We start from the raw sequence: 23,846 nt of genomic DNA, 5'->3' as shown, positions 1-23,846 counted from the left end.
AAGACCCCGTGAACCTTTACTACAGCTTGGCACTGAACATTGAGCCTACATGTGTAGGATAGGTGGGAGGCTTTGAAGCGGCGACGCCAGTTGCTGTGGAGCCATCCTTGAAATACCACCCTTGTATGTTTGATGTTCTAACTTAGCCCCGTTATCCGGGGTGAGGACAGTGCCTGGTGGGTAGTTTGACTGGGGCGGTCTCCTCCCAAAGAGTAACGGAGGAGCACGAAGGTGGGCTAATCACGGTCGGACATCGTGAGGTTAGTGCAATGGCATAAGCCCGCTTAACTGCGAGAGTGACGGCTCGAGCAGGTACGAAAGTAGGTCATAGTGATCCGGTGGTTCTGAATGGAAGGGCCATCGCTCAACGGATAAAAGGTACTCCGGGGATAACAGGCTGATACCGCCCAAGAGTTCATATCGACGGCGGTGTTTGGCACCTCGATGTCGGCTCATCACATCCTGGGGCTGAAGTCGGTCCCAAGGGTATGGCTGTTCGCCATTTAAAGTGGTACGCGAGCTGGGTTTAGAACGTCGTGAGACAGTTCGGTCCCTATCTGCCGTGGGCGTTGGATGATTGAGGGGAGCTGCTCCTAGTACGAGAGGACCGGAGTGGACGAACCGCTGGTGTTCGGGTTGTGTCGCCAGACGCATTGCCCGGTAGCTAAGTTCGGCACAGATAAGCGCTGAAAGCATCTAAGCGCGAAGCTGGCCCCGAGATGAGTCATCCCTAGAGCTTCGAGCTCTCTAAAGGGTTGTCGTAGACGACGACGTTGATAGGCAGGGTGTGTAAGCGCTGTGAGGCGTTGAGCTAACCTGTACTAATTGCCCGTGAGGCTTAACCATACAACACCCAAGAGGTTTTGGGTTGGACTTAAAATAAGCCAGTTGATTGTGGCGAGAACGAACAGCTTTCTAGATTAAGTGTTTTGACTGAATAGTGAAGACACACAAAATTTTGCTTGGCGACCATAGCGCTTTGGACCCACCTGACTCCATGCCGAACTCAGTAGTGAAACGAAGCAGCGCCGATGGTAGTGTGGGGTCTCCCCATGTGAGAGTAGGACATCGCCAGGCTTTGATTATAAATTGTGACTGTTGCTTGCGATTTTTGATAGCTGCGATGCTCATGTATTGGCATACACTGCGCGTCTTGCTTCAAAACTCCCGTCACACAGACACAATTTAAGCATCAAAGCAGATATATGTAAGACTTTGATGAGAAAATACCAAGCCCTGACCTGACGGTCGGGGCTTTTTTGTATCTTGAGGGAGGATCAGCCCTGAGCGCTTTGCTTTAGACTGCCTGCTAACGTAGATATCATTTCATTTTCTACCTACCCAAGATCTAATAAAAAGCCCCGTCTTGTCGACGGGGCTTTGTCTTTTCTAAGCGGTGTAATCGCTCGATTATTGAATTTTGCTGACTCGGCTTACACGCTCACCTGAAATGGTACGTAGCTGTACCGGGGCGCTGACGTGAGGAGCGTTTGCCGCATCATAGGTTTGCCAGCTTGCACCATTATCAGTTGAGTACTCAATGGTGAGTCCAGGGAATGGCGAGTTCGCTTTCAATGTACCATTTTCTATCACCCCTCCCGGAACCGGTAAGCGGAAACCAACATCCTGTTGCTCTAGTTGTGGGAACCAGTAGCTCGCTAACTGATTGGCAAAGAGGTTGTAATCCATGTTGCGCTTGGTTTGATTCGTCTCTTGCCCAGTTTGAGTGCTTGCTTCCCACTCGGCACGGTGCCAAGCTCGCTCTGCCATGGCAAAGAGACGAGGGAAAGTCATTGATTCAAATTGGCCATCAGAGCGAATGGTTTCACTCCAAATAGAGGCCTGTAAACCGAGCACATTTTCTGGACGCGTCAGAGTTTTCACGGTGGCAGCGTCTAGTACTTCCTGTTTGGTGATAGGTGCACCATTGCGTTTTGCATCTGCGTTAGCGTAGAGATCATCGGGCATAAAGCTAAACGTCTTACGGGTGTCGGTAAAACGGGGTGCCCAATAATAGCCGCGCTCACTTGGGTCTGGCTCATAGGGGTGGTCAAAATAGAGGTGTGTGGCTTGGTTATAGATAACCCCATAGCCATTGTTGGCGAGATTATAGGCGCGATCGGCAACGCCCCACTCCCAGATATTTTGCCACGCATTGCCATAGACGTGCTCATTGGCAAGTTGTGCGCGTGGATAGACCTTGTTGTTGTGCATGAGGCCATCTTCCCAACCACCGAGATCGAGCTGATGACGTTGGGTAATGTGCGAAATACGTTCGACAAAGTACTGACTCAGATCGTCAACACTGTTCACACCTGCATCGTTGTCTGCAATAAAGGCTTGGCAGACGGGCGACTCTTTCCAAGCACCGGCAATTTCATCTCCGCCAAAGTGGAATGTATCAAGCGGCTGTATGTCTCGATGCGCATCGACGAGCGCCGCAACCACTGTATCGACGAAGCGATAACTGGATTCCATACAAACATTCATCGCATTGTCGGTGAACATTTGCACAGAAAGGTATTGGGTGTCGTCTTCAAAGTCCGTGAGCAAATATTCTTTCGCTTTGGCTTCATCACCTTGTGCCATGTACTTGTGGTAACGCGCTTCCATCGCTTTAATGGCCGCGTGCGCGTGACCTGGCATATCTACTTCTGGAATGACAGTGATATTGAGTGCTTCTGCCTTACGCAGAATCGCTTGATAGTCTTCCGTAGTGTAATACCCATTGGATGCTTCTGTGCCGTCAGGCCCTGCGCCTAAGAAGGGCAACACGCAGCGGGTTTCTGACAAGTCATGACAGCGTTTGCTACCGATGTCTGCCAGTTCTGGTAGGGCTGGGATCTCAATACGCCATGCTTCATCATCACTGAGACGTAAATGGAGCTTGTTGAGTTTCAGTGCGGCCATTTGGTCGAGTAACTTTAAGATCGCCTCTTTGCTGCGGAAGTTCCGAGCGGCATCGACAGACAGACCACGGTAAGCAAAGCGCGGTGCATCGGTTAGCGTCACCGCTTTGAGTGTCTCGCCGGTTTTAAGTTGTAGCAGGCTTTGTGCAGCGTACAGGGCACCTGCTTGATCAGGGGCGTCAATGTCAATACGTTGCTGCTCAGGTTGCACATCTAGGCGATAAGCTTCGTGCCACTGGTCGCTTCCATTAAGGGTGACTTTTCCCCACCCCACATGAATAACTTTTTGATTAGTAGGTGCCCAGTCGGTGGCTGAAATGCCAAGCTGATCGGCAAGCCATTGAGCTTGTGCTTGATAGCCGTTGTCGTAGACCACGGTCCACTCGCTATCGAGGGTGATATGGCCATTTTTCTCAATGCGACTGGCAGGAGTGGGAAGCACGTGTCCTTGGGTATCCACCAACGATAAATCGGCATTGCGCACATAGCGCTGCTTGGCCGTGAATGGATCATAATGGTCGGTGAGTGCACCGCCGTAACGTTTCCACTGTGTGGGAGAATCAAAGTCACCGACAAAGGTGAGCTCATCATCCGGTTTGGTGGGCACCTGGCCATTTTTGTGGTTACTGGTGCTGGTAATCAATGCGGTATGCGTGCCAGCTTCATCGTCGGAGGCTAAATACCAATTCGGCATAATATCGGATTTAGCGACTTGCCAGTCAGAGGCATTAAAGCCAACCACTAACTGATCACCGGGAGCAAGCGGAACAAAGCTATCCGTGGGCTCGAGTTTGAAGAGATCCCCATTGACGTGTGAGACTTTAAGTTGATCGGTGTCGATCGACTTGATCATGCGAATGTGGCTGAAATAAATCGCCCAGCCCGTTTTAGGCAGTGTCTGAGTACTTTGGTTGGTAAAGGCGACGTTGCCCGTAAAAGAACGCCAGTCATCTTGCGTATTATCAATGACTTGGTATTGCACATCGAGCCCGTTTCCGAGTGCATCAAGCTGCGATGCAGGCATCGCCCAAGCGGTGCTAGATAATGAAGCGCCGATCAGGAGACCCAGAGCGGTAGGTTTGAGCATGCTATCCTCCAAACTTATTTTTTATTGTGAAAATAGTTAATGGGACAGTAGGGGATAGCAAACTAAAAGCCTAGTACTCTTGTTATTCAAAGTGCATTTCTGTCTAAGGACTCAAACTTAATGGTCCGTTTAAGCCTGTGTTTGCACTCAAGGCGCGAGGACGATCGCAGCGAGAGAGTCCTCTGTCGCTGCGATACAAATTAACGGGGGACTAAACAGCCTAATGCCAACTGACTATCGACTAACTTGATACCTACATCCAGCATCTCATCACAGGCGGCGGCGACCGTTTGTGGGTGAATTCCTCGGCAAGCGGCGAGGTTCACAATCACGTCAAATTGACCGCGCTTTTTCAGCTGGATGGCGGTGGTTTTGACGCAATAATCGGTTGCCAAACCACCGACAATGACGGTTTCTACCTCTTGGCTGTGCAGCCATTCAATCAAGCCGGTGCTGAGCTTTTCTTCAATATCATGAAAGCACGCACCATAGGGATGTAAGTCGGGTTCGACCCCTTTCCATACCACATAGTCGTACTCGGTGACAGGAGGTAAGTCGTCAATGGTTTCGAACCCTTTGGTGCCGGGAACCGCGTGTTTGACCCAGGTGAGATCCGCGTTTTTATACGATAGCGGTTGGAGCATATCGGCAGCATCGTCAACCACCCAAACCGCATTAGCAGGATGGGCGTCCTTGGTGAGGACACGCACATCTGCGAGCGCGGCTTGGGCATTTAATGCCGATCCTAATTGATTTCCCTCGGGTACCGGTAACTCGTCTGGGCAGTCGGGTGTAAAGGTACGTTGAGGGTCCACATCAATAGCAGCGATTCTGGCGATACGCATGGCCTGCTCCTTTTATAGAATTTGATTGAGCAAGTGATCGGCGCGCACGCGTTTTATCCGTTTTAAAAGCCGTTTTACCGGTAACGGATAATCTTCCATCTTATCGATATGTTTGTAGCTACCGACCAAGCGCGTGTGCTCGAGGATCTTATCCACTTCTTGCTGTTTTTGCGCTTCGAGGCGTTGATGCTTATCGTGGATAAGAATGGCGTTTTCTAAATCTAATTTCCACGCACGTGGATTGAGATTATTTCCCGTCAGCAACATGTACTGGCGATCGACCCAAATACCCTTGAGGTGGAAGCTGTTATCGTCATGCTTCCAAATATGAATGTTCAACTGGCGTTTGGCGATGGCGGCTTCATTGCGGCGCGCAAAGTTACGCAAGTTCACTTCATAAAGATAGGGCAACGCTGAGATAGTCTTAAACGGCGCCTCTGGGGGGGAGTAAAAATCGTTCGCGGTTTTATCACCGACAATAATGCTGACGGTAACGCCTCGGCGCAGCGCGCGACGGATTTCTCGGACCACGCTACGGGGCGGATTAAAGTAGGGGGTACAAATCACCAACTCTTGGTGCGCGCTGGCAATCAAATGACAGATATAGCGGTTGAGTTTGTTCTTACGTTTACCCAGCCCGACCATCGGTGTTAACCCAACCTGATGCTCTCCAATCGGCTCATCGTCATAGCGATAGCTCGCACGTTGTAGCTGGCCGCGAAACTCACGAATACTGGGCTTAAGTGCTTTACTATTTGGCCGGTCTGGCGAGGCGAGACAATTAACGGCACTGTCGGCGGTGAGTGTGTTGACGATAAAGTCTGCCATGGTATCGGCGAGCTTTTTATTGGCCAGCACATGATAGCGGTCATAGCGGTATCGGTCGTGCTGCGCCAGATAGACATCATTGAGGCTGGCGCCGCTGTAAAGAACCTTGTCATCAAAGACAAAGCCTTTGAGGTGCAAGACTCCAAAGACCTCGCGGTTTCGCACTGGGACGCCCAAAACTTCAATCTTGTGGGTGTAGCGCTCAGCATAAGCACGATACAGGGCCGCATTGCCATCCGATTGTTCGGCGCCAATTAGCCCCCGTTGTGCACGGTGCCAATCAACCAGTACTTTGATGTCGAGCTCGGGGTTTGCTTGTTTCGCCTCATACAAAGCGTCGAGTACGCTACGTCCGGCCTCATCATCTTGTAGATACAGGGCAACCAGATAGATACGTGATTTGGCGTTTTTAATCTCGCTAAGCAGCCGTTCTCTAAAAGAAACTGCGTCTAATAACGTTTCGAGATGTTCTGGCTGGTGCGCAATGGTGGGCAGGCGATCAATTAGCTGCCGATTTGCGTTAGCTGAATCCATTGTTACCTCATGTTGTTCGACGGCCAGAGTCGAGCGGTTTGATGCTAAACCCTGAATTGTACCAGAAATCGTGGCAAGCAACGGATCTCTGATCCTAGGCTTTGCCATTATCATCACGCTTTCCCCTGATACGCCATCGCAACCAAGTCTTTGCCGGCGTGACAATAACTGTCAAATCGGGTAGCGAGATCCTCGGGTAGCGCCTCGCGTTCGACCACATCAAAACCGTGGCGCGCGTAAAGCCCAGTGAGATGGCGAAAGGCAAGGCAGAAACACGGCTTTGCCGCGATCGTCTCTTGGACATCGGTCAGTAAACGATCACTCAACCCCGTTCCTCGCAGCGCTGGGCTAATGAGCATGCCGGTTAATAGCTGATAGGTTGGCCGTTGCTGAAAACGCACTGCGCCACACAAGCCATTTGGACCATCAATCACCCAAATTATTTCATCTTTTTTGGGCTTTCCCGGTGGGTAGTGAGTTTTATAAAGCCGAGCCACCAATGGAAAACGCAATGGCTCCAGCGGGTGAATACGATAATTATCCATAGTCCAATAGGTGCGCAATACGAGCAGGACAGGTAGTATACCTATCACTGAGTTTCCTGACAGCGTAATGCATTCATGAAGTGGTTATCTGATGTGTCTTTGACACCCCATCATACATTTGGTTTACCAGCACACGCTCATGCCGTGGTTGAAGCGCATAGCATTGCTGACTTATACGCCATTTGGCAGCATCCAGACTATGCAAGCTTACCCAAGTTGGTCGTTGGGGAAGGCAGTAATCTGCTGTTTTGTGAGGATTACGCGGGTGTGGTGGTGCTAAACCGCTTGTCTGGTCTTGAGGTAGAGGAAACGCCGCACGACTATCTTCTGCATGTGGGAGCCGGCCAGTCTTGGCACCAACTGGTTGCTTGGACGATTGAGCAAGGCATTCCCGGGCTGGAAAATCTTGCCCTTATTCCGGGATGTGTGGGCGCGGCCCCGATTCAAAACATTGGCGCTTATGGTGTCGAGTTTTGCGAACGTTGCGCCTATGTCGATATCGTCAATCCACGTACTCAGGAAACGCGCCGCTTGACGCGAGAAGCCTGCCAATTTGGGTATCGTGACTCCATTTTTAAAACGGACGCGATGACGGGGTGGGTGATCACGCAAGTAGGATTTCGATTAGCGAAAGCGTGGCAGCCAGTGCTCAAATATGGAGCGTTAGCCGATCTCAATGGTGAGCAGGTGTCCGCGCAAACTATTTTTGATGCAGTGTGTGCGATTCGCCAAGCTAAGCTTCCCGATCCACGGGAATGCGGTAATGCAGGGAGCTTCTTTAAAAACCCAGTGGTGGATGCACAGCATGCGCAAACCTTGCAAACTCGTTATCCCGAGATGCCCATGTACCCGGCTGGTGAGGGCAAAGCGAAGCTTGCAGCTGGCTGGTTAATTGACCAATGTGGCTTAAAAGGAGCGAGACAAGGCGGTGCACGTGTCCATCCTAAGCAAGCATTAGTGCTGACTAACGCTGATCATGCGACTAGCGAAGACGTCGTCCAACTTGCAAAACGCGTGGTCGATGAAGTACAGGCGCGGTTTGGTGTCACCTTACACCATGAGGTTCGCTTTATGGGCGCACAGGGTGAAACCACCTTGGAGGCGCAATGAGCCGTACACATAGCGCAAGATTAGCCCTTATCGGCCGTTTATCCGACGGTGAATTCCACTCAGGCGAAATGCTAGGAGACGCGTTGGGCATGAGCCGGGCGGCTATCAGCAAACACATTAAAGTGTTGCAGTCATGGGGGCTAGATATTTACCGTGTGCAAGGTAAAGGCTATTGCTTATCGCAACCGATTGAGTTGCTTGATGAAGCTTGGCTAAGTGATCACACTGATGTGCCTGCCTTATCCGTTATCCCAGTCATTGACTCTACCAACCAGCATTTGATGGAGCGTGTTGGACAGCTGACGTCAGGTAGTGTGTGTTTGGCTGAGTATCAACAGCAAGGACGTGGCCGGCGAGGGCGTGTGTGGCAATCACCGTTCGGGAGCAATCTGTATCTATCGATGTATTGGCGCCTAGATGCGGGACCGGCCGCTGCGATGGGGTTGAGCCTTGTGGTGGGTGTGGCGATGACCAAGGCGTTGCATGAACTGGGCGCGCCTGGTGTGAAAGTAAAATGGCCGAACGATCTCTATTATCAAGATAAAAAGCTTGCGGGCATCTTAGTGGAAATGACGGGGCAAACCGGTGATGCGGCACATCTTGTGATCGGGATGGGGCTGAATATTGGTATGGGACCGCACGTCAGCGAGCATATTGATCAGCCGTGGGCACGATTGGCCGATGCGTGTCAGCCGATGCCATCACGTAACGTGCTTGCCAGTGTATTGATAAGCCGTTTACAAGACGCTTTGCTCGATTATGAAAAAACCGGCTTAGCGGGGATCATGGATGATTGGCAGCAATTAGATAATTTCAAAGGGCGTCCCGTGAAACTCTTGATGGGGGATCGCGAAGTTCGCGGTATTGAGCGTGGGATTGATGAACACGGTGCGTTGTTACTGGACGTGGATGGCGTCATCACACCCTATTTAGGGGGAGAAATTTCACTAAGGCGTGATGACTAACCGTTACTTACGTACGCGAATGCGCTGGACCGAATGATTAGCGCCTTTCTCTAAGATCAAGCTGGCTCTCTCTCGGGTAGGAAGAATGTTTTCCATTAAGTTCCGCCCGTTGATTTCATCCCAAATACTCGCGGCGGTATCTTTGGCCTCGGCAACCGATAGACGTGTGTAGTGATGAAAATACGCATCTGGGTCTAAAAAGGCGCCGCGACGGAATTTCATAAATCGCTCGATATACCAGTGTTTGAGTAATGCCGGTTCAGCGTCAACATAAATAGAGAAGTCGAGAAAATCTGAAATAAACACATGATGAGGATCATGTGGGTAATCCATCCCACTCTGTAAAACGTTCAATCCCTCTAGGATCAAAATATCTGGCTTTTCGACTTTCTGCACTTCACCAGTGATGTCATACACCAAATGTGAGTATATCGGCGCTTCCACACAGGCTTTACCGGATTTTACATCTGCCACAAACTCCACCAATTTGCGCATGTTATATGATTGAGGAAAGCCTTTTCGTTTCATCAACCCACGCGCTTCCAACTCCGCGTTGGAATACAAAAAACCGTCGGTAGTCACTAAGGCTACCTTGGGGTGATCGGGCCAGCGAGTCAGTAGGGTTTTTAATAAACGTGCAGTGGTACTTTTACCGACCGCGACACTGCCTGCAATCCCAATAATATAAGGGACATGATTGGAGGCAGGCTGAGTCAAAAACTCGTCGAGCACCTCAGTGCGACTCTTGCGCGACTTGATATACAGATTGAGTAGTCGTGACAGAGGCAAGTAAACATCTCTCACCTCATCCATTGAGAGGTGCTCGTTTAGCCCTCGCAGGCGTTCAATGTCGTCTTCGGTGAGCGTCATGGGCACTGCATCCCTCAGTTCAGCCCATTGTTGACGGTCGAACGACAAATAAGGCGTTAGCGTTGCGTTCATGGTCCGTTTGCCTTAAGCCAATAAAGAGGTGGACGATACCGCAATCTGCGTATCAGGAAAAGTAGTGGTCCGCGTTGTTGTTATTTAGGGTTGGCTATTTTAGCAACAATTAAGCCCTAAATTGTGCAACAGGCGAAAAAATCACCTGTTTTTTTGATTTTTCCTATTGCAAGGCCCCATTTCATCGCATAGAATGCGCAGCACTTGTCGCCGGCTTAGCTCAGTTGGTAGAGCAACTGACTTGTAATCAGTAGGTCGCCAGTTCGATTCCGGCAGCCGGCACCAAAATTAGGTGGGATTCCCGAGCGGTCAAAGGGATCAGACTGTAAATCTGACGGCTCAGCCTTCGAAGGTTCGAATCCTTCTCCCACCACCATTTTCAAATTGTTTGAATAGCTCTACGAGAAACGATTGCGGGCATCGTATAATGGCTATTACCTCAGCCTTCCAAGCTGATGATGCGGGTTCGATTCCCGCTGCCCGCTCCACTCTTTTTAGAGTGCTGATATAGCTCAGTCGGTAGAGCGCACCCTTGGTAAGGGTGAGGTCGGCAGTTCAAATCTGCCTATCAGCACCATCCTCTCCAAGGTAACTTCAAGCCGTTTGATATATACTCAACAAACCTAATTGTTGGTTGTGTGGTCGTAATGCCACCGAAATACCGTGCTTAGAGGGACTGTCATGTCTAAAGAAAAATTTGAACGTACGAAACCGCACGTTAACGTTGGTACTATCGGCCACGTTGACCACGGTAAAACTACTCTGACTGCCGCTATCTGTACTGTACTTGCAAAAGTACACGGTGGTGCAGCGCGTGACTTCGCATCAATCGATAACGCACCAGAAGAGCGTGAGCGTGGTATCACCATCGCGACTTCGCACGTAGAATACGATACGCCAACTCGCCACTACGCGCACGTTGACTGCCCAGGGCACGCCGACTACGTGAAAAACATGATCACCGGTGCAGCGCAAATGGACGGTGGTATCCTAGTAGTAGCAGCGACTGATGGCCCAATGCCACAGACTCGTGAGCACATCCTGCTAGGCCGTCAGGTAGGCATCCCATACATCATCGTATTCATGAACAAATGTGACATGGTTGATGATGAAGAGCTGCTTGAGCTAGTTGAAATGGAAGTACGTGAGCTGCTTTCAGAGTATGACTTCCCAGGTGACGACTGCCCAGTAATCCAAGGTTCAGCACTAGGTGCTCTGAACGGTGAAGAGCAGTGGGAACAGAAGATTATTGAGCTAGCGGAAGCACTGGACTCTTACATCCCAGAGCCAGAGCGTGCGATCGACAAGCCGTTCATCCTGCCAATCGAAGACGTATTCTCAATCCAAGGCCGTGGTACTGTAGTAACTGGTCGTGTTGAGCAAGGCATCATCACCGTTGGTGACGAAGTAGAAATCGTTGGCATGAAAGACACCACCAAGACCACTTGTACTGGTGTTGAAATGTTCCGTAAGCTTCTAGACGAAGGCCGTGCTGGTGAGAACGTTGGTGTTCTTCTGCGTGGTACTAAGCGTGACGAAGTTGAGCGTGGTCAAGTACTGGCGAAGCCTGGTTCAATCACCCCGCACACTAAGTTCGAGTCAGAAGTATACGTACTGTCTAAAGACGAAGGCGGCCGTCATACTCCGTTCTTCAAAGGCTACCGTCCACAGTTCTACTTCCGTACAACTGACGTGACCGGTACTATCGAACTGCCAGAAGGCGTTGAGATGGTAATGCCTGGTGACAACATCAAGATGGTTGTTACCCTGATCGCGCCAATCGCGATGGACGAAGGTCTACGTTTCGCTATCCGTGAAGGTGGCCGTACCGTAGGCGCTGGTGTTGTTGCCAACATCGTTGAATAATGATTTGACGAAACACTAGTAAAAAGGGCATCATTTGATGCCCTTTTTCTGCGTTTGACACTTATATTGTTGCTATTTTGCCCAGTCTTAGTGAACAAATGCAGCGTGTTGGTGCTCGTATTGATACCCTTAGGTGTGATAAATACGAGCACCGCGTGTCATTGCCAAGGCATTATGGTGTTTTGGCTGCAAAGACATTGCCGTCTATGTAGACTTGTTACAGGTAGAATGTATGAAAGCGAACGCTGAGACCCAATCCGGTTCGATGGACATCCTTAAATGGGGTGTTGTTTTTGTCCTGTTGGCCGCAGCCGTGGTAGGGAATAGCCTGTACAGTGACGTGTCTGTGGTAGTGCGAGCTGCTGCCGTAGTGGTGTTAGTTGCCGCTGCTGGTGGTATTGCTGCACTCACGATGAAAGGAAAAGCTGCGATCACGTTTGCACGCGAATCGCGTATGGAAGTGCGTAAAGTTGTATGGCCTACGCGTCAAGAGACCTTACAAACCACTCTCATCGTTCTGGCTGTTACTGTCGTTATGGCGCTCATCCTGTGGGGCGTTGACGGGATTATGGTCCGTCTAGTCCGCCTAATCACTGGCGTGTGAGGTAAAAGTACATGAGCGAAGCTCCCAAAAAACGTTGGTATGTGGTTCAGGCTTTCTCTGGTTTTGAAAGCCGTGTTGCGCAGTCATTGCGTGAACATATCAAAATGCACGAAATGGAAGATCACTTTGGTGAAGTCTTGGTGCCAACCGAAGAAGTGGTTGAAATGCGTCAAGGCCAGCGCCGTAAAAGTGAGCGCAAATTCTTCCCAGGCTACGTGCTAGTACAAATGGTGATGAACGATGAATCTTGGCACTTGGTACGCAGTGTTCCTCGTGTAATGGGCTTCATCGGTGGCACCTCAGATCGTCCTGCGCCGATTTCAGACAAAGAAGCCGATGCGATTCTCAACCGTCTTGAAAAAGCGAGTGAGTCACCCGTACACAAAACCGTCTTTGAGGCTGGTGAAGTGGTTCGCGTGACGGAAGGACCCTTTGCAGACTTTAATGGCGTGGTTGAAGAAGTAGACTATGATAAGAACCGTCTTAAGGTGTCTGTGTCTATCTTTGGCCGGGCAACCCCAGTTGAGCTTGAGTTTGGCCAGGTAGAAAAAACCTGATCAAAAAAGCATCATCAACGGTTGGCAAGGGCGCGAAATTTGACTATAATTTCGCGCCCTTTTGTTAAACGGGGAGTCTATCGTCAGGTAGACGTCAGAACCCAAAATTAGGTAATTGAATAATGGCAAAGAAAGTAGAAGCTTACATCAAGCTGCAAGTTGCAGCGGGTGCAGCTAACCCATCGCCACCGGTTGGTCCTGCTCTAGGTCAACACGGTGTGAACATCATGGAATTCTGTAAAGCGTTTAACGCGAAGACCGAGTCTATTGAGAAAGGTCTGCCGACTCCTGTTGTTATCACTGTATACAACGATCGTTCTTTCACTTTCGTTACTAAGACTCCGCCAGCGGCAGTTCTTCTTAAGAAAGCAGCAGGCGTTAAGTCTGGTTCAGGTCGTCCAAACACTGAAAAAGTGGGTTCCGTCACTGACGCTCAGATCCAAGAGATCGCAGAAACCAAAGCGGCAGACATGACCGGTGCGGACATCGAAGCGATGAAACGCTCCATTGCGGGTACTGCCCGTTCAATGGGCCTGAACGTAGAGGGTTAAGACAATGGCTAAAATGACTAAGCGCATGCGCGTAATCCGCGAAAAAGTTGATGTGACCAAAGAGTACGACATCAACGAAGCCGTTGCTCTACTGAAGGAACTGGCGACTGCTAAATTTGTTGAAAGCGTTGACGTTGCTGTTAACCTTGGCATCGATGCACGTAAATCAGACCAGAACGTTCGTGGCGCAACTGTACTGCCACACGGTACTGGTCGTGATATCCGCGTTGCTGTGTTCACACAAGGTGCGAATGCTGAAGCAGCGAAAGAAGCGGGTGCCGACATCGTTGGTATGGAAGACCTGGCTGAGCAAGTGAAGAAAGGCGAAATGAACTTTGACGTCGTTGTCGCTTCACCAGACGCAATGCGCGTTGTTGGCCAATTGGGTACTATCCTAGGTCCTCGCGGCCTGATGCCAAACCCGAAAGTGGGTACCGTAACCCCTAACGTTGCTGAAGCAGTTAAGAACGCGAAAGCAGGTCAGGTTCGTTACCGTAACGACAAGAACGGCATCGTTCACACCACCATCGGTAAAGTAGACTTTGACGCGAACAGCCTGAAAGAAAACCTGGAAGCGCTGTTGGTTGCTCTGAAGAAGGCGAAGCCAACTTCAGCAAAAGGTACTTTCATTAAGAAAGTTAGCCTGTCTACCACCATGGGCGCAGGTGTTGCTCTGGACCAGAACACTCTGGAAACCAGCGCAAGCTAATTGCCAGAAGCGAGTGAGTAGTTTATACTCTCTCGCTTCACAATTTTATGGCTGAGTCTGTTTAACAGACTTCGTCCAAGACCGTAGGCGTTCATTACGAACTTAATATTTCCTACGTAGACGGTGCCAGAACATGATAGATTTCTCGTCTTTCTTGGATCTGCACCGTACAAGCTCTCTCTGCAAAGCTGTAGAGAGTGGTGTTAAACAATCCAGGAGCAAATCCAAATGGCTTTAAACCTTCAAGACAAAAAAGCAATTGTTGCTGAAGTCAACGAAGCTGCCAGTGGTGCCCTGTCTGCAGTAGTTGCTGATTCTCGCGGTGTAACCGTGGATGCGATGACTTCTCTACGTAAACAAGCGCGTGAAGCGGGCGTTTTCATGAAAGTTGTTCGTAATACACTGGCTCGCCGTGCAGTTGAAGGCACTGACTACGAGTGTCTAAAAGACACTTTCGTTGGTCCAACTCTGATTGCGTTTTCTAACGAGCACCCTGGTGCCGCTGCGCGTCTTTTCAAAGACTTCGCAAAAGATAACAAAGAGTTTGAGATCAAGTCTGCTGCATTCGAAGGTGCGATCACTGACCCAGAGGTATTGGCAACACTGCCAACGTACGACGAAGCAATTGCACGCCTGATGATGGGTCTGAAAGAAGCATCTGCAGGCAAGCTGGTTCGTACTATTGCCGCTGTTCGCGACCAAAAAGAAGCGGCGTAATTGCCCTTTTACATTGGTTGCTTAATCTAATTATTGTTGACTTTAAAGAGAATTGTTATGTCTATCACTAACGAGCAAATCCTAGACGCAATTGCAGACATGTCTGTAATGCAAGTTGTTGAGCTAATCGAAGCAATGGAAGAAAAATTCGGCGTATCAGCTGCAGCAGCAGTTGTTGCTGGTGGTGCTGCTGAAGGCGGTGCTGCTGAAGAGCAAACCGAATTTGACGTAATCCTGAAAGAAGCTGGTGCTAACAAAGTAGCAGTTATCAAAGCGGTTCGTGGCGCAACTGGTCTAGGCCTGAAAGAAGCGAAAGCTCTGGTTGACGGCGCTCCTGCACCTCTGAAAGAAGGTGTTGAGAAAGAAGAAGCTGAAGCGCTTAAAGCTCAGCTAGAAGAAGCTGGTGCTTCTGTTGAAGTTAAGTAATTTATACTTAATTTCTTAGCCTGAAAGGGCATTGGCTGGTGGCTAAATAGCCACCGGCCTTTTTGCGCTGTAGGGCGGTAGTGAAATTTCCACCCCGTTTTATCACTGCTGACCATGCAAAAAAAATCAAAGCAAGCGCTTTGATTTTCCTACACTAAACGGTGGTTGTTTAGTCACTGTCCCTTGTACTGGACAGTTTGGGTCACTTATCAGCGAGCTGAGGAACCCTATGGTTTACTCTTATACCGAGAAAAAGCGTATCCGTAAGGATTTTGGTAAGCGTCCTCAAGTTCTGGACGTGCCATACTTGCTGTCGATCCAGCTTGAATCTTTTGAGAAGTTTATCGAGCAGGATCCAGAAGGGCAATACGGTCTTGAAGCTGCCTTTCGCTCTGTCTTTCCAATTCAGAGCTACAACGGCAATTCCGAGCTGCAATACGTTAGCTATCGTCTCGGTGAGCCAGTTTTCGATGTCAAAGAATGCCAAATTCGCGGCGTAACCTATTCGGCACCACTACGCGTGAAACTGCGCTTGGTGATGTTTGATAAAGATGCCCCGGCTGGTACCGTTAAAGACATCAAAGAACAAGAAGTCTATATGGGCGAAATTCCGCTCATGACTGAAAATGGTACCTTTGTCATCAATGGTACTGAGAGGGTTATCGTATCCCAGCTGCACCGTAGTCCGGGCGTCTTTTTCGACAGCGATAAGGGTAAAACCCATTCCTCAGGAAAAGTGCTATATAACGCACGCGTGATCCCATACCGTGGTTCATGGTTGGATTTCGAATTTGATCCTAAGGATATCGTTTACGTTCGTATCGACCGTCGTCGTAAGCTGCCTGCATCGATTATTCTGCGTGCGCTGGAATATACAACGGAAGAGATCCTGGATCTGTTCTTCGATAAAGTTGTCTTTGAAGTCAAAGGTAAAGCGCTAGTCATGGAACTGGTGCCTGATCGTCTACGTGGCGAAACAGCCAGCTTTGACATTGAAGCCAACGGCACCGTTTATGTTGAACAGGGTCGCCGTATTACCGCTCGCCACATCCGTCAGTTGGCGAAAGATAACGTCGATCACATCGAAGTGCCGGTTGAGTACATCGCAGGCAAGATTTCTGCACGTGATTACGTTAACCAAGACACAGGCGAAGTGATTGTCTCGGCTAACCAAGAGTTAAGCCTGGAGACACTGGCGCAATTGTCGCAAGCGGGTCACAAGAAAATCGAAACCCTGTTCACCAACGACTTAGATCATGGTCCGTACATGTCAGATACCTTGCGTATCGACAACACCACGGATCGTTTGACTGCGTTGGTTGAAATCTATCGCATGATGCGCCCAGGCGAGCCACCAACAAAAGAAGCGGCAGAACAACTGTTCGAAAGCCTCTTCTTCTCTGAAGATCGTTACGATCTATCAGCGGTGGGCCGTATGAAGTTCAACAGCTCATTAGGGCGTGATGAACTAACCGGTCCTGGCGTACTGAGCAAAGAAGACATCATTGAAGTGATGCGTAAACTGATCGATATCCGTAACGGTATCGGTGAAGTGGACGACATCGACCACCTAGGTAACCGTCGTATTCGTTCGGTTGGCGAAATGGCCGAGAACCAATTCCGTGTTGGTTTGGTACGTGTTGAGCGTGCGGTTAAAGAGCGTCTGAGCCTGGGTGACCTTGACAATGTGATGCCACAAGACCTGATCAACGCTAAGCCAATTTCGGCCGCGGTGAAAGAGTTCTTTGGTTCATCTCAGTTGTCACAATTTATGGACCAAAACAACCCGTTGTCTGAGGTGACGCACAAACGTCGTATCTCTGCATTGGGTCCAGGTGGTTTGACGCGTGAGCGCGCCGGCTTTGAAGTTCGAGACGTACACGCGACGCACTACGGTCGTCTCTGTCCGATCGAAACCCCTGAAGGTCCGAACATCGGTCTGATTAACTCACTGTCAGCGTTTGCGCGTTGTAACCCTTACGGCTTCTTGGAAACCCCATACCGTAAAGTGGTTGACGGTAAAGTGACCGATCAAATCGATTACCTGTCAGCGATTGAAGAAGGCCACTACGTGATTGCGCAGGCGAACGCCGCGCTGAACGAAGATGGCTCGTTCACTGATGAACTGATCACTGCGCGTGAGAAAGGGGAATCAGGTCTGCACCCACGTGACCATGTTCAGTACATGGACGTTGCAACCAACCAGGTTGTATCGGTGGCAGCCTCTCTGATCCCATTCCTTGAGCATGACGATGCGAACCGTGCCTTGATGGGTGCGAACATGCAACGTCAGGCCGTTCCAACATTGCGTGCGCAAAAGCCGCTGGTTGGTACGGGTATCGAGCGCAATGTGGCGGTTGACTCAGGTGTTACCGCGGTTGCGAAACGTGGCGGTATCATCCAGTCAGTTGATGCTTCGCGCATCGTACTGAAAGTGAATGAAGATGAGCTGGTACCTGGCGAAGCGGGTATCGACATCTACAACCTGACTAAGTACACCCGTTCTAACCAGAACACCTGTATTAACCAGCGTCCAACTGTGATGCCGGGCCACCAAGTGGCAAAAGGTGACGTACTGGCTGACGGCCCATCGACTGACTTGGGCGAGCTAGCACTGGGTCAGAACATGCGTATCGCGTTCATGCCGTGGAACGGTTATAACTTTGAGGATTCCATCCTTATTTCTGAGCGCGTCGCGCAGGAAGACCGTTTGACCACTATCCACATTCAAGAGCTTTCTTGTGTGGCGCGTGATACCAAGTTGGGCAGCGAAGAAATCACCGCGGACATTCCAAACGTGGGTGAAGCAGCGCTATCGAAACTGGATGAGTCAGGGGTTGTGTATATCGGTGCCGAAGTGAAAGGCGGCGATATCATGGTTGGTAAAGTGACGCCAAAAGGCGAAACGCAACTGACACCAGAAGAGAAACTGCTGCGTGCAATCTTCGGCGAAAAAGCCTCTGACGTGAAAGACTCGTCACTGCGTGTGCCGAACGGTGTATCAGGTACGGTTATCGATGTACAAGTCTTTACTCGCGATGGCGTAGAGAAAGACAAGCGTGCACTCGAAATCGAAGAGATGCAGCTGAAAGAAGCGAAGAAAGACCTGACCGAGGAGTTCTCTATCCTTGAAGGTGGTCTGCTAGCGCGTGTTCGCTCACTGCTTTCTCAAGCCGGTTATACCGACAACCAGTTAGACAGCATGGATCGTAAGACCATGTTGACACAAACACTGGATGATGAAGCACAGCAAACCCAGCTAGAGCAGTTGGCTGAGCAATACGACGAAATTAAAGCCGAGTTCGATAAGAAGTTCGAAACCAAGCGCCGTAAGATCACTCAAGGTGATGATTTGGCTCCTGGCGTACTGAAGATCGTTAAAGTCTACTTGGCCGTTAAACGTCGCATCCAGCCGGGTGACAAGATGGCCGGTCGTCACGGTAACAAAGGTGTAATCTCGAAGATTAACCCAGTTGAAGACATGCCTTACGACGAAAACGGTGTTCCTGTGGATCTGGTACTTAACCCGCTGGGTGTACCTTCACGTATGAACATCGGTCAGATCCTAGAAACACACATGGGTCTGGCGGCGAAAGGTATCGGTGACAAGATCAACCGCATGCTCAAAGAGCAGCAAGAGCTGGCGAAATTCCGCGAGTTCCTGCAGAAGGTCTATAGTCTGGGCGATACCCGTCAGAAAGTGGACATCAGTAAACTGACTGACGACGAAGTACGCACCTTGGTGAACAACCTGCGTGACGGTCTTCCAACGGCATCGCCTGTCTTTGACGGTGCACCAGAGCCGTTGATCAAAGAGCTACTCAAACTGGGTGATCTGCCAGAGTCAGGTCAGCTAGCGCTTTATGATGGCCGCACGGGTGAGAAGTTTGAGCGTCCAGTAACCGTGGGTTACATGTACATGCTGAAACTGAACCACTTGGTTGATGACAAGATGCACGCCCGTTCAACTGGCTCGTACAGCCTTGTAACTCAGCAGCCGCTGGGTGGTAAGGCACAGTTCGGTGGTCAGCGATTCGGTGAGATGGAAGTATGGGCACTGGAAGCATACGGTGCTGCCTATACCCTACAAGAAATGCTCACCGTGAAGTCGGATGACGTCAATGGCCGTACCAAGATGTATAAGAACATCGTGGATGGCGACCATCGTATGGAGCCGGGCATGCCGGAATCTTTCAACGTATTGCTGAAAGAAATCCGCTCGTTGGGTATCAACATCGAGCTGGAAGACGAGTAAGCCGCTGGCTGACTCTCTCCGGTAAGAATATGAAGGCGCTGCCTGTCAGCGCCTTTATGGGTCAACTCCTCACAGGAGCCGATTGTGAAAGACTTACTTAAGTTTCTGAAAGCACAGCATAAGACCGAAGAATTTGATTCGATCAAAATCGGTCTAGCCTCACCAGACATGATCCGTTCATGGTCGTTTGGTGAAGTGAAAAAGCCAGAAACCATCAACTACCGTACCTTTAAGCCTGAGCGTGACGGTTTGTTCTGTGCACGTATCTTCGGCCCGGTCAAAGACTACGAATGTCTTTGTGGTAAATACAAGCGCCTGAAGCACCGTGGCGTCATTTGTGAAAAATGTGGCGTTGAAGTTACTCAGACCAAAGTGCGCCGTGAGCGTATGGGTCACATTGAGCTGGCTTCACCTGTTGCCCACATTTGGTTCCTGAAGTCGCTACCATCACGCATTGGTTTGCTGATGGACATGCCGCTACGTGACATCGAGCGTGTGCTTTACTTTGAATCCTACGTGGTGATTGAGCCAGGTATGACCAACCTTGAGCGTGGTCAGATGCTGTCTGAAGAGCAGTACTTGGACGCGTTGGAAGAGTGGGGCGACGAATTTGATGCGCGCATGGGCGCAGAAGCAGTGAAAGCACTGCTGGCGAACATGGATCTGTCAGTTGAGACAGAGCAAATGCGTGAAGAGTTGGAAGAAACCAACTCTGAAACCAAACGTAAGAAGATCACTAAGCGTCTGAAGCTGGTGGAAGCCTTCTTGCAATCAGGTAACAACCCTGAGTGGATGATCCTGACTGTGCTGCCTGTGTTGCCGCCAGACTTGCGTCCATTGGTACCGTTGGACGGTGGTCGTTTTGCGACCTCGGATCTGAACGACCTTTACCGTCGTGTGATCAACCGTAACAACCGTTTGAAGCGCCTGCTTGATCTTGCTGCACCAGACATCATCGTGCGTAACGAAAAACGCATGCTGCAAGAGTCTGTGGATGCCCTGCTTGATAACGGTCGTCGTGGTCGTGCCATCACTGGCTCGAACAAGCGTCCGCTTAAATCGCTGGCCGACATGATCAAAGGTAAGCAGGGTCGTTTCCGTCAGAACCTGCTGGGTAAACGTGTTGACTACTCTGGCCGTTCGGTAATCACCGTAGGTCCATACTTGCGTCTGCATCAGTGTGGTCTGCCAAAGAAAATGGCACTAGAGCTATTTAAACCGTTTATCTACGGCAAGCTTGAGACTCGTGGTCTCGCGACCACCATCAAAGCCGCCAAGAAGATGGTTGAGCGCGAAGAAGCGGTCGTATGGGATATCTTGGATGAAGTCATCCGTGAACACCCTGTCCTGCTAAACCGTGCACCAACACTTCACCGTTTGGGTATCCAAGCGTTTGAACCTGTGCTTATCGAAGGTAAAGCGATTCAGCTACACCCATTGGTGTGTGCGGCCTATAACGCCGACTTCGATGGTGACCAGATGGCTGTTCACGTACCGCTGACGCTGGAAGCCCAGCTCGAAGCGCGTGCGTTAATGATGTCGACCAACAACATCCTATCGCCAGCATCCGGTGATCCTATCATCGTACCGTCTCAGGACGTGGTACTGGGTCTTTACTACATGACCCGTGAGAAGGTGAACGGCAAAGGCGAAGGCATGTACTTGGCAGGCCCAGGCGAAGCCGAAAAGGTTTACCGTACTGGCCATGCTGAACTGCATACGCGTGTAAAAGTGCGTATCAAGCAAGTTGATATCGATGAGATGGGCGCTCGTACCGAGAAAGTATCACTGGTTGATACCACCGTCGGTCGTGCCATGCTGTGGACCATCGTGCCGGAAGGCCTGTCATTTGACTTGGTTAACCAGCCGTTGGGTAAAAAGCAAATCTCTAACTTGCTCAACACCTGTTACCGTAAGCTGGGTCTGAAAGACACCGTTGTTTTTGCTGACCAAATCATGTACACCGGTTTTGCCTACGCGGCACTGTCGGGCACCTCTGTCGGTATCGACGATATGGTGATCCCACAAGCCAAGTACGACTTGATCGAAGCAGCAGAAGCAGAAGTTGCGGAAATCCAAGAGCAGTTCCAATCTGGTCTGGTTACCGCGGGCGAACGTTACAACAAAGTGATCGATATCTGGGCTGCAGCGAACGAACAAGTTGCAAAAGCCATGATGGATAACCTGTCTAACGAGACAGTGATTAACCGTGACGGCGAAGAAGAAACCCAGAAGTCGTTCAACAGTGTTTACATGATGGCCGACTCAGGCGCACGTGGTTCTGCTGCACAGATTCGTCAGCTAGCCGGTATGCGTGGTCTGATGGCGAAGCCAGATGGCTCTATCATCGAAACGCCAATCACGGCGAACTTCCGTGAAGGCCTGAACGTTCTTCAGTACTTTATCTCTACGCACGGTGCGCGTAAGGGTCTTGCAGATACCGCATTGAAGACAGCGAACTCAGGTTACCTGACTCGTCGTCTGGTTGACGTAGCCCAAGACGTGGTCGTGACCGAAACCGATTGTGGCACCGAAGGCGGTATCCACATGATGGCGGTTATCGAAGGCGGTGACGTGAAAGAAGCACTGCGTGAGCGTGTGCTGGGTCGTGTCGTCGCTGAAGACGTACTGAAGCCGGGTACTGACGAGGTGCTTGCACCACGTAACACCCTGCTGGATGAGAAGTGGTGTGACATTCTTGAGCAGCACTCTGTCGATAAGGTAAAAGTACGCTCTGTCGTAACCTGTGAAACTGACTTCGGTTGTTGTGCACACTGTTACGGTCGTGATTTGGCACGTGGTCACTTGGTGAACCACGGTGAGTCTGTGGGCGTTATCGCGGCACAGTCTATCGGTGAGCCAGGTACACAGCTGACCATGCGTACGTTCCACATCGGTGGTGCGGCATCGCGTGCGGCGGCAGAAAACAACATCCAGGTGAAGAACAAAGGTTCTATGCACCTGCACAATGTGAAATCCGTGACCAATAGCGACGGTAAGCTAGTGATTACCTCGCGTGCGTCAGAGATGACCATTGTTGATGAGTTCGGTCGTACGAAAGAAAGCTACAAAGTGCCTTACGGTGCCTTGCTGAGCAAGAAAGATGGTGAAGCGGTTGAAGCTGGCGACGTTGTTGCTAACTGGGATCCGCACACCATGCCAATCATCACCGAAGTAGAAGGTAGCGTTCGCTTCGTAGACATGATTGATGGCGTCACCATGCAGCGTCAAACTGATGAACTGACTGGCCTGTCTTCTATCGTGGTAATGGATGCCTCTGAGCGCCCATCATCCGGTAAAGATAAGCGTCCTGCAGTGAAACTGGTTGATGCGCAAGGCAATGACATGATGATCCCAGGCACTGATATGCCGGTTCAATACTTCTTGCCAGGTAACGCAATTGTTCAGCTGGATGACGGCACGAACGTTGGCATTGGTGACACCTTGGCGCGTATCCCGCAAGAAAGCGGCGGTACCAAGGATATCACCGGTGGTCTGCCACGCGTTGCTGATCTGTTTGAAGCGCGTAAGCCAAAAGAGCCAGCTATCTTGGCGGAGATCACAGGTACTGTTTCCTTCGGTAAAGAAACCAAAGGTAAACGTCGCCTGATCATCACCCCAGAAGAAGGCCAAGCCTACGAAGAGATGATTCCAAAATGGCGTCAGCTCAACGTATTCGAAGGTGAAAAAGTCGAGAAAGGTGATGTGATCGCGGATGGCCCAGAATCAGCGCACGACATCTTGCGTCTGCGTGGTGTTCACGCAGTGGCTGAGTACATCACCAACGAAGTTCAAGACGTTTACCGTCTGCAAGGCGTTAAGATCAACGATAAGCACATCGAGACCATCGTGCGTCAGATGCTGCGTAAGGTGACCATTAAGTCTGCGGGCGATACCGACTTCTTGGAAGGCGAGCAAGTGGAATACTCACGCGTGACCATTGCTAACCGTGAACTTGAAGCGGAAGGCAAGCGTCCAGCGACCTATGGTCGTGACCTGCTGGGTATCACTAAAGCCTCGTTGGCGACTGAGTCATTCATCTCAGCGGCATCGTTCCAGGAAACCACGCGCGTGCTGACAGAAGCAGCCGTAGCGGGTAAACGTGATGACTTACGTGGTCTGAAAGAGAACGTGATTGTGGGTCGTTTGATCCCAGCCGGTACTGGTTTCGCGTATCATAAAGATCGTCAAGCCAAACGTGCTGAGCCTGAACAGCCTGTTGCACCACAGATTGATGCTGAGCAAGCCTCACAAGATCTGGCAGCACTGTTGAATGCAGGACTGAACGACGACAATTAATTGATTGTCTCGCACCATTGAAAAGGCACCTCCTCGGAGGTGCCTTTTGTGTTTCTGCCCTAGAGCAAAAAAACGCCGCCAAGAGGCGACGGATTCG

The 23,846-nt window shown here is 50.4% G+C and carries 16 protein-coding genes, 4 tRNA genes and 2 rRNA genes (1 of these 22 running past the window's edge); 17 read left to right on the top strand and 5 right to left on the bottom strand.

Translation table 11 applies throughout. The features are described 5' to 3' along the window. Both N7E60_RS13280 and rrf read left to right on the top strand, forming a co-directional pair. Window positions 1-846, top strand: a 23S ribosomal RNA gene (locus tag N7E60_RS13280) (it extends 2,041 nt beyond the left edge of the window). 115 nt (window positions 847-961) lie between these two features. Then, a 5S ribosomal RNA gene (gene rrf / locus N7E60_RS13275) occupies window positions 962-1,077 on the top strand. Window positions 1,078-1,410: 333 nt separating this feature from the next. On the opposite strand, the gene N7E60_RS13270 is transcribed toward rrf, so the two are convergent. The 4 genes from N7E60_RS13270 to N7E60_RS13255 all read right to left on the bottom strand — a co-directional run bounded on the left by N7E60_RS13270 (window position 1,411) and on the right by N7E60_RS13255 (window position 6,796). Further along, window positions 1,411-3,996: a family 20 glycosylhydrolase gene (locus N7E60_RS13270; protein ID WP_269597718.1), complete on the bottom strand. Its 2,586-nt coding sequence runs from the start codon at window positions 3,994-3,996 to the stop codon at window positions 1,411-1,413. Window positions 3,997-4,196: 200 nt separating this feature from the next. Continuing rightward, window positions 4,197-4,841, bottom strand: a complete 645-nt coding sequence (locus tag N7E60_RS13265; protein ID WP_077641466.1) for a nicotinamidase — start codon at window positions 4,839-4,841, stop codon at window positions 4,197-4,199. A gap of 12 nt (window positions 4,842-4,853) precedes the next feature. Continuing rightward, a complete protein-coding gene (gene pssA, locus N7E60_RS13260; protein ID WP_077458246.1) occupies window positions 4,854-6,203 on the bottom strand; it encodes a CDP-diacylglycerol--serine O-phosphatidyltransferase in 1,350 nt (449 codons plus the stop codon). 113 nt (window positions 6,204-6,316) lie between these two features. Continuing rightward, window positions 6,317-6,796: a GNAT family N-acetyltransferase gene (locus N7E60_RS13255; protein WP_332254864.1), complete on the bottom strand. Its 480-nt coding sequence runs from the start codon at window positions 6,794-6,796 to the stop codon at window positions 6,317-6,319. A gap of 27 nt (window positions 6,797-6,823) precedes the next feature. Between N7E60_RS13255 and murB the strand changes: the two genes are divergently transcribed. Both murB and birA read left to right on the top strand, forming a co-directional pair. Continuing rightward, on the top strand, window positions 6,824-7,858 hold the full coding sequence (gene murB, locus N7E60_RS13250; RefSeq protein WP_269597717.1) for a UDP-N-acetylmuramate dehydrogenase: 1,035 nt from the start codon (window positions 6,824-6,826) through the stop codon (window positions 7,856-7,858). Further along, a complete protein-coding gene (gene birA / locus N7E60_RS13245; protein ID WP_096630190.1) occupies window positions 7,855-8,823 on the top strand; it encodes a bifunctional biotin--[acetyl-CoA-carboxylase] ligase/biotin operon repressor BirA in 969 nt (322 codons plus the stop codon). The genes murB and birA overlap by 4 nt, the downstream gene beginning before the upstream one ends. Before the next feature lie 3 nt (window positions 8,824-8,826). On the opposite strand, the gene coaA is transcribed toward birA, so the two are convergent. Beyond that, window positions 8,827-9,765: a type I pantothenate kinase gene (coaA, locus tag N7E60_RS13240; RefSeq protein WP_069587006.1), complete on the bottom strand. Its 939-nt coding sequence runs from the start codon at window positions 9,763-9,765 to the stop codon at window positions 8,827-8,829. Window positions 9,766-9,974: 209 nt separating this feature from the next. Here coaA and N7E60_RS13235 point away from each other — a divergent pair. The 13 genes from N7E60_RS13235 to rpoC all read left to right on the top strand — a co-directional run bounded on the left by N7E60_RS13235 (window position 9,975) and on the right by rpoC (window position 23,749). Beyond that, window positions 9,975-10,050 (top strand) — tRNA-Thr (locus N7E60_RS13235). 6 nt (window positions 10,051-10,056) lie between these two features. Beyond that, window positions 10,057-10,141 (top strand) — tRNA-Tyr (locus N7E60_RS13230). Between the two features lie 37 nt (window positions 10,142-10,178). Continuing rightward, window positions 10,179-10,253, top strand: a tRNA-Gly gene (locus N7E60_RS13225). A 13-nt stretch (window positions 10,254-10,266) separates the two neighbouring features. Continuing rightward, window positions 10,267-10,342, top strand: a tRNA-Thr gene (locus tag N7E60_RS13220). 104 nt (window positions 10,343-10,446) lie between these two features. Then, entirely contained in the window at window positions 10,447-11,631 is a 1,185-nt protein-coding gene (gene tuf / locus N7E60_RS13215; RefSeq protein ID WP_096630185.1) for an elongation factor Tu, read from the top strand. A 232-nt stretch (window positions 11,632-11,863) separates the two neighbouring features. Then, window positions 11,864-12,235: a preprotein translocase subunit SecE gene (gene secE / locus N7E60_RS13210; protein WP_069587004.1), complete on the top strand. Its 372-nt coding sequence runs from the start codon at window positions 11,864-11,866 to the stop codon at window positions 12,233-12,235. 11 nt (window positions 12,236-12,246) lie between these two features. Beyond that, on the top strand, window positions 12,247-12,792 hold the full coding sequence (gene nusG / locus N7E60_RS13205; protein WP_069587003.1) for a transcription termination/antitermination protein NusG: 546 nt from the start codon (window positions 12,247-12,249) through the stop codon (window positions 12,790-12,792). A 122-nt stretch (window positions 12,793-12,914) separates the two neighbouring features. Next, complete coding sequence (gene rplK, locus N7E60_RS13200) at window positions 12,915-13,343, top strand: 50S ribosomal protein L11 (RefSeq protein ID WP_269597715.1); 429 nt, start codon at window positions 12,915-12,917, stop codon at window positions 13,341-13,343. 4 nt (window positions 13,344-13,347) lie between these two features. Then, window positions 13,348-14,052, top strand: a complete 705-nt coding sequence (gene rplA / locus N7E60_RS13195; protein ID WP_069587001.1) for a 50S ribosomal protein L1 — start codon at window positions 13,348-13,350, stop codon at window positions 14,050-14,052. 228 nt (window positions 14,053-14,280) lie between these two features. Next, window positions 14,281-14,769: a 50S ribosomal protein L10 gene (gene rplJ, locus N7E60_RS13190; protein WP_077456042.1), complete on the top strand. Its 489-nt coding sequence runs from the start codon at window positions 14,281-14,283 to the stop codon at window positions 14,767-14,769. Window positions 14,770-14,826: 57 nt separating this feature from the next. Next, the gene (rplL, locus tag N7E60_RS13185) at window positions 14,827-15,195 is read left to right on the top strand and encodes a 50S ribosomal protein L7/L12 (protein WP_069586999.1); all 369 of its coding nucleotides are present in this window, start codon (window positions 14,827-14,829) and stop codon (window positions 15,193-15,195) included. A 229-nt stretch (window positions 15,196-15,424) separates the two neighbouring features. Further along, entirely contained in the window at window positions 15,425-19,450 is a 4,026-nt protein-coding gene (gene rpoB / locus N7E60_RS13180) for a DNA-directed RNA polymerase subunit beta (protein ID WP_077456043.1), read from the top strand. An 84-nt stretch (window positions 19,451-19,534) separates the two neighbouring features. Beyond that, window positions 19,535-23,749: a DNA-directed RNA polymerase subunit beta' gene (gene rpoC / locus N7E60_RS13175; protein ID WP_269597714.1), complete on the top strand. Its 4,215-nt coding sequence runs from the start codon at window positions 19,535-19,537 to the stop codon at window positions 23,747-23,749. Window positions 23,750-23,846 lie beyond the last annotated feature (97 nt).

Origin of the sequence: Salinivibrio proteolyticus, from assembly GCF_027286365.1 — a bacterium.
Classification (GTDB): domain Bacteria; phylum Pseudomonadota; class Gammaproteobacteria; order Enterobacterales; family Vibrionaceae; genus Salinivibrio; species Salinivibrio proteolyticus.
Note: the sequence above shows the minus strand (reverse complement) of the source record. Positions and strands in the feature narration are given on the sequence as shown.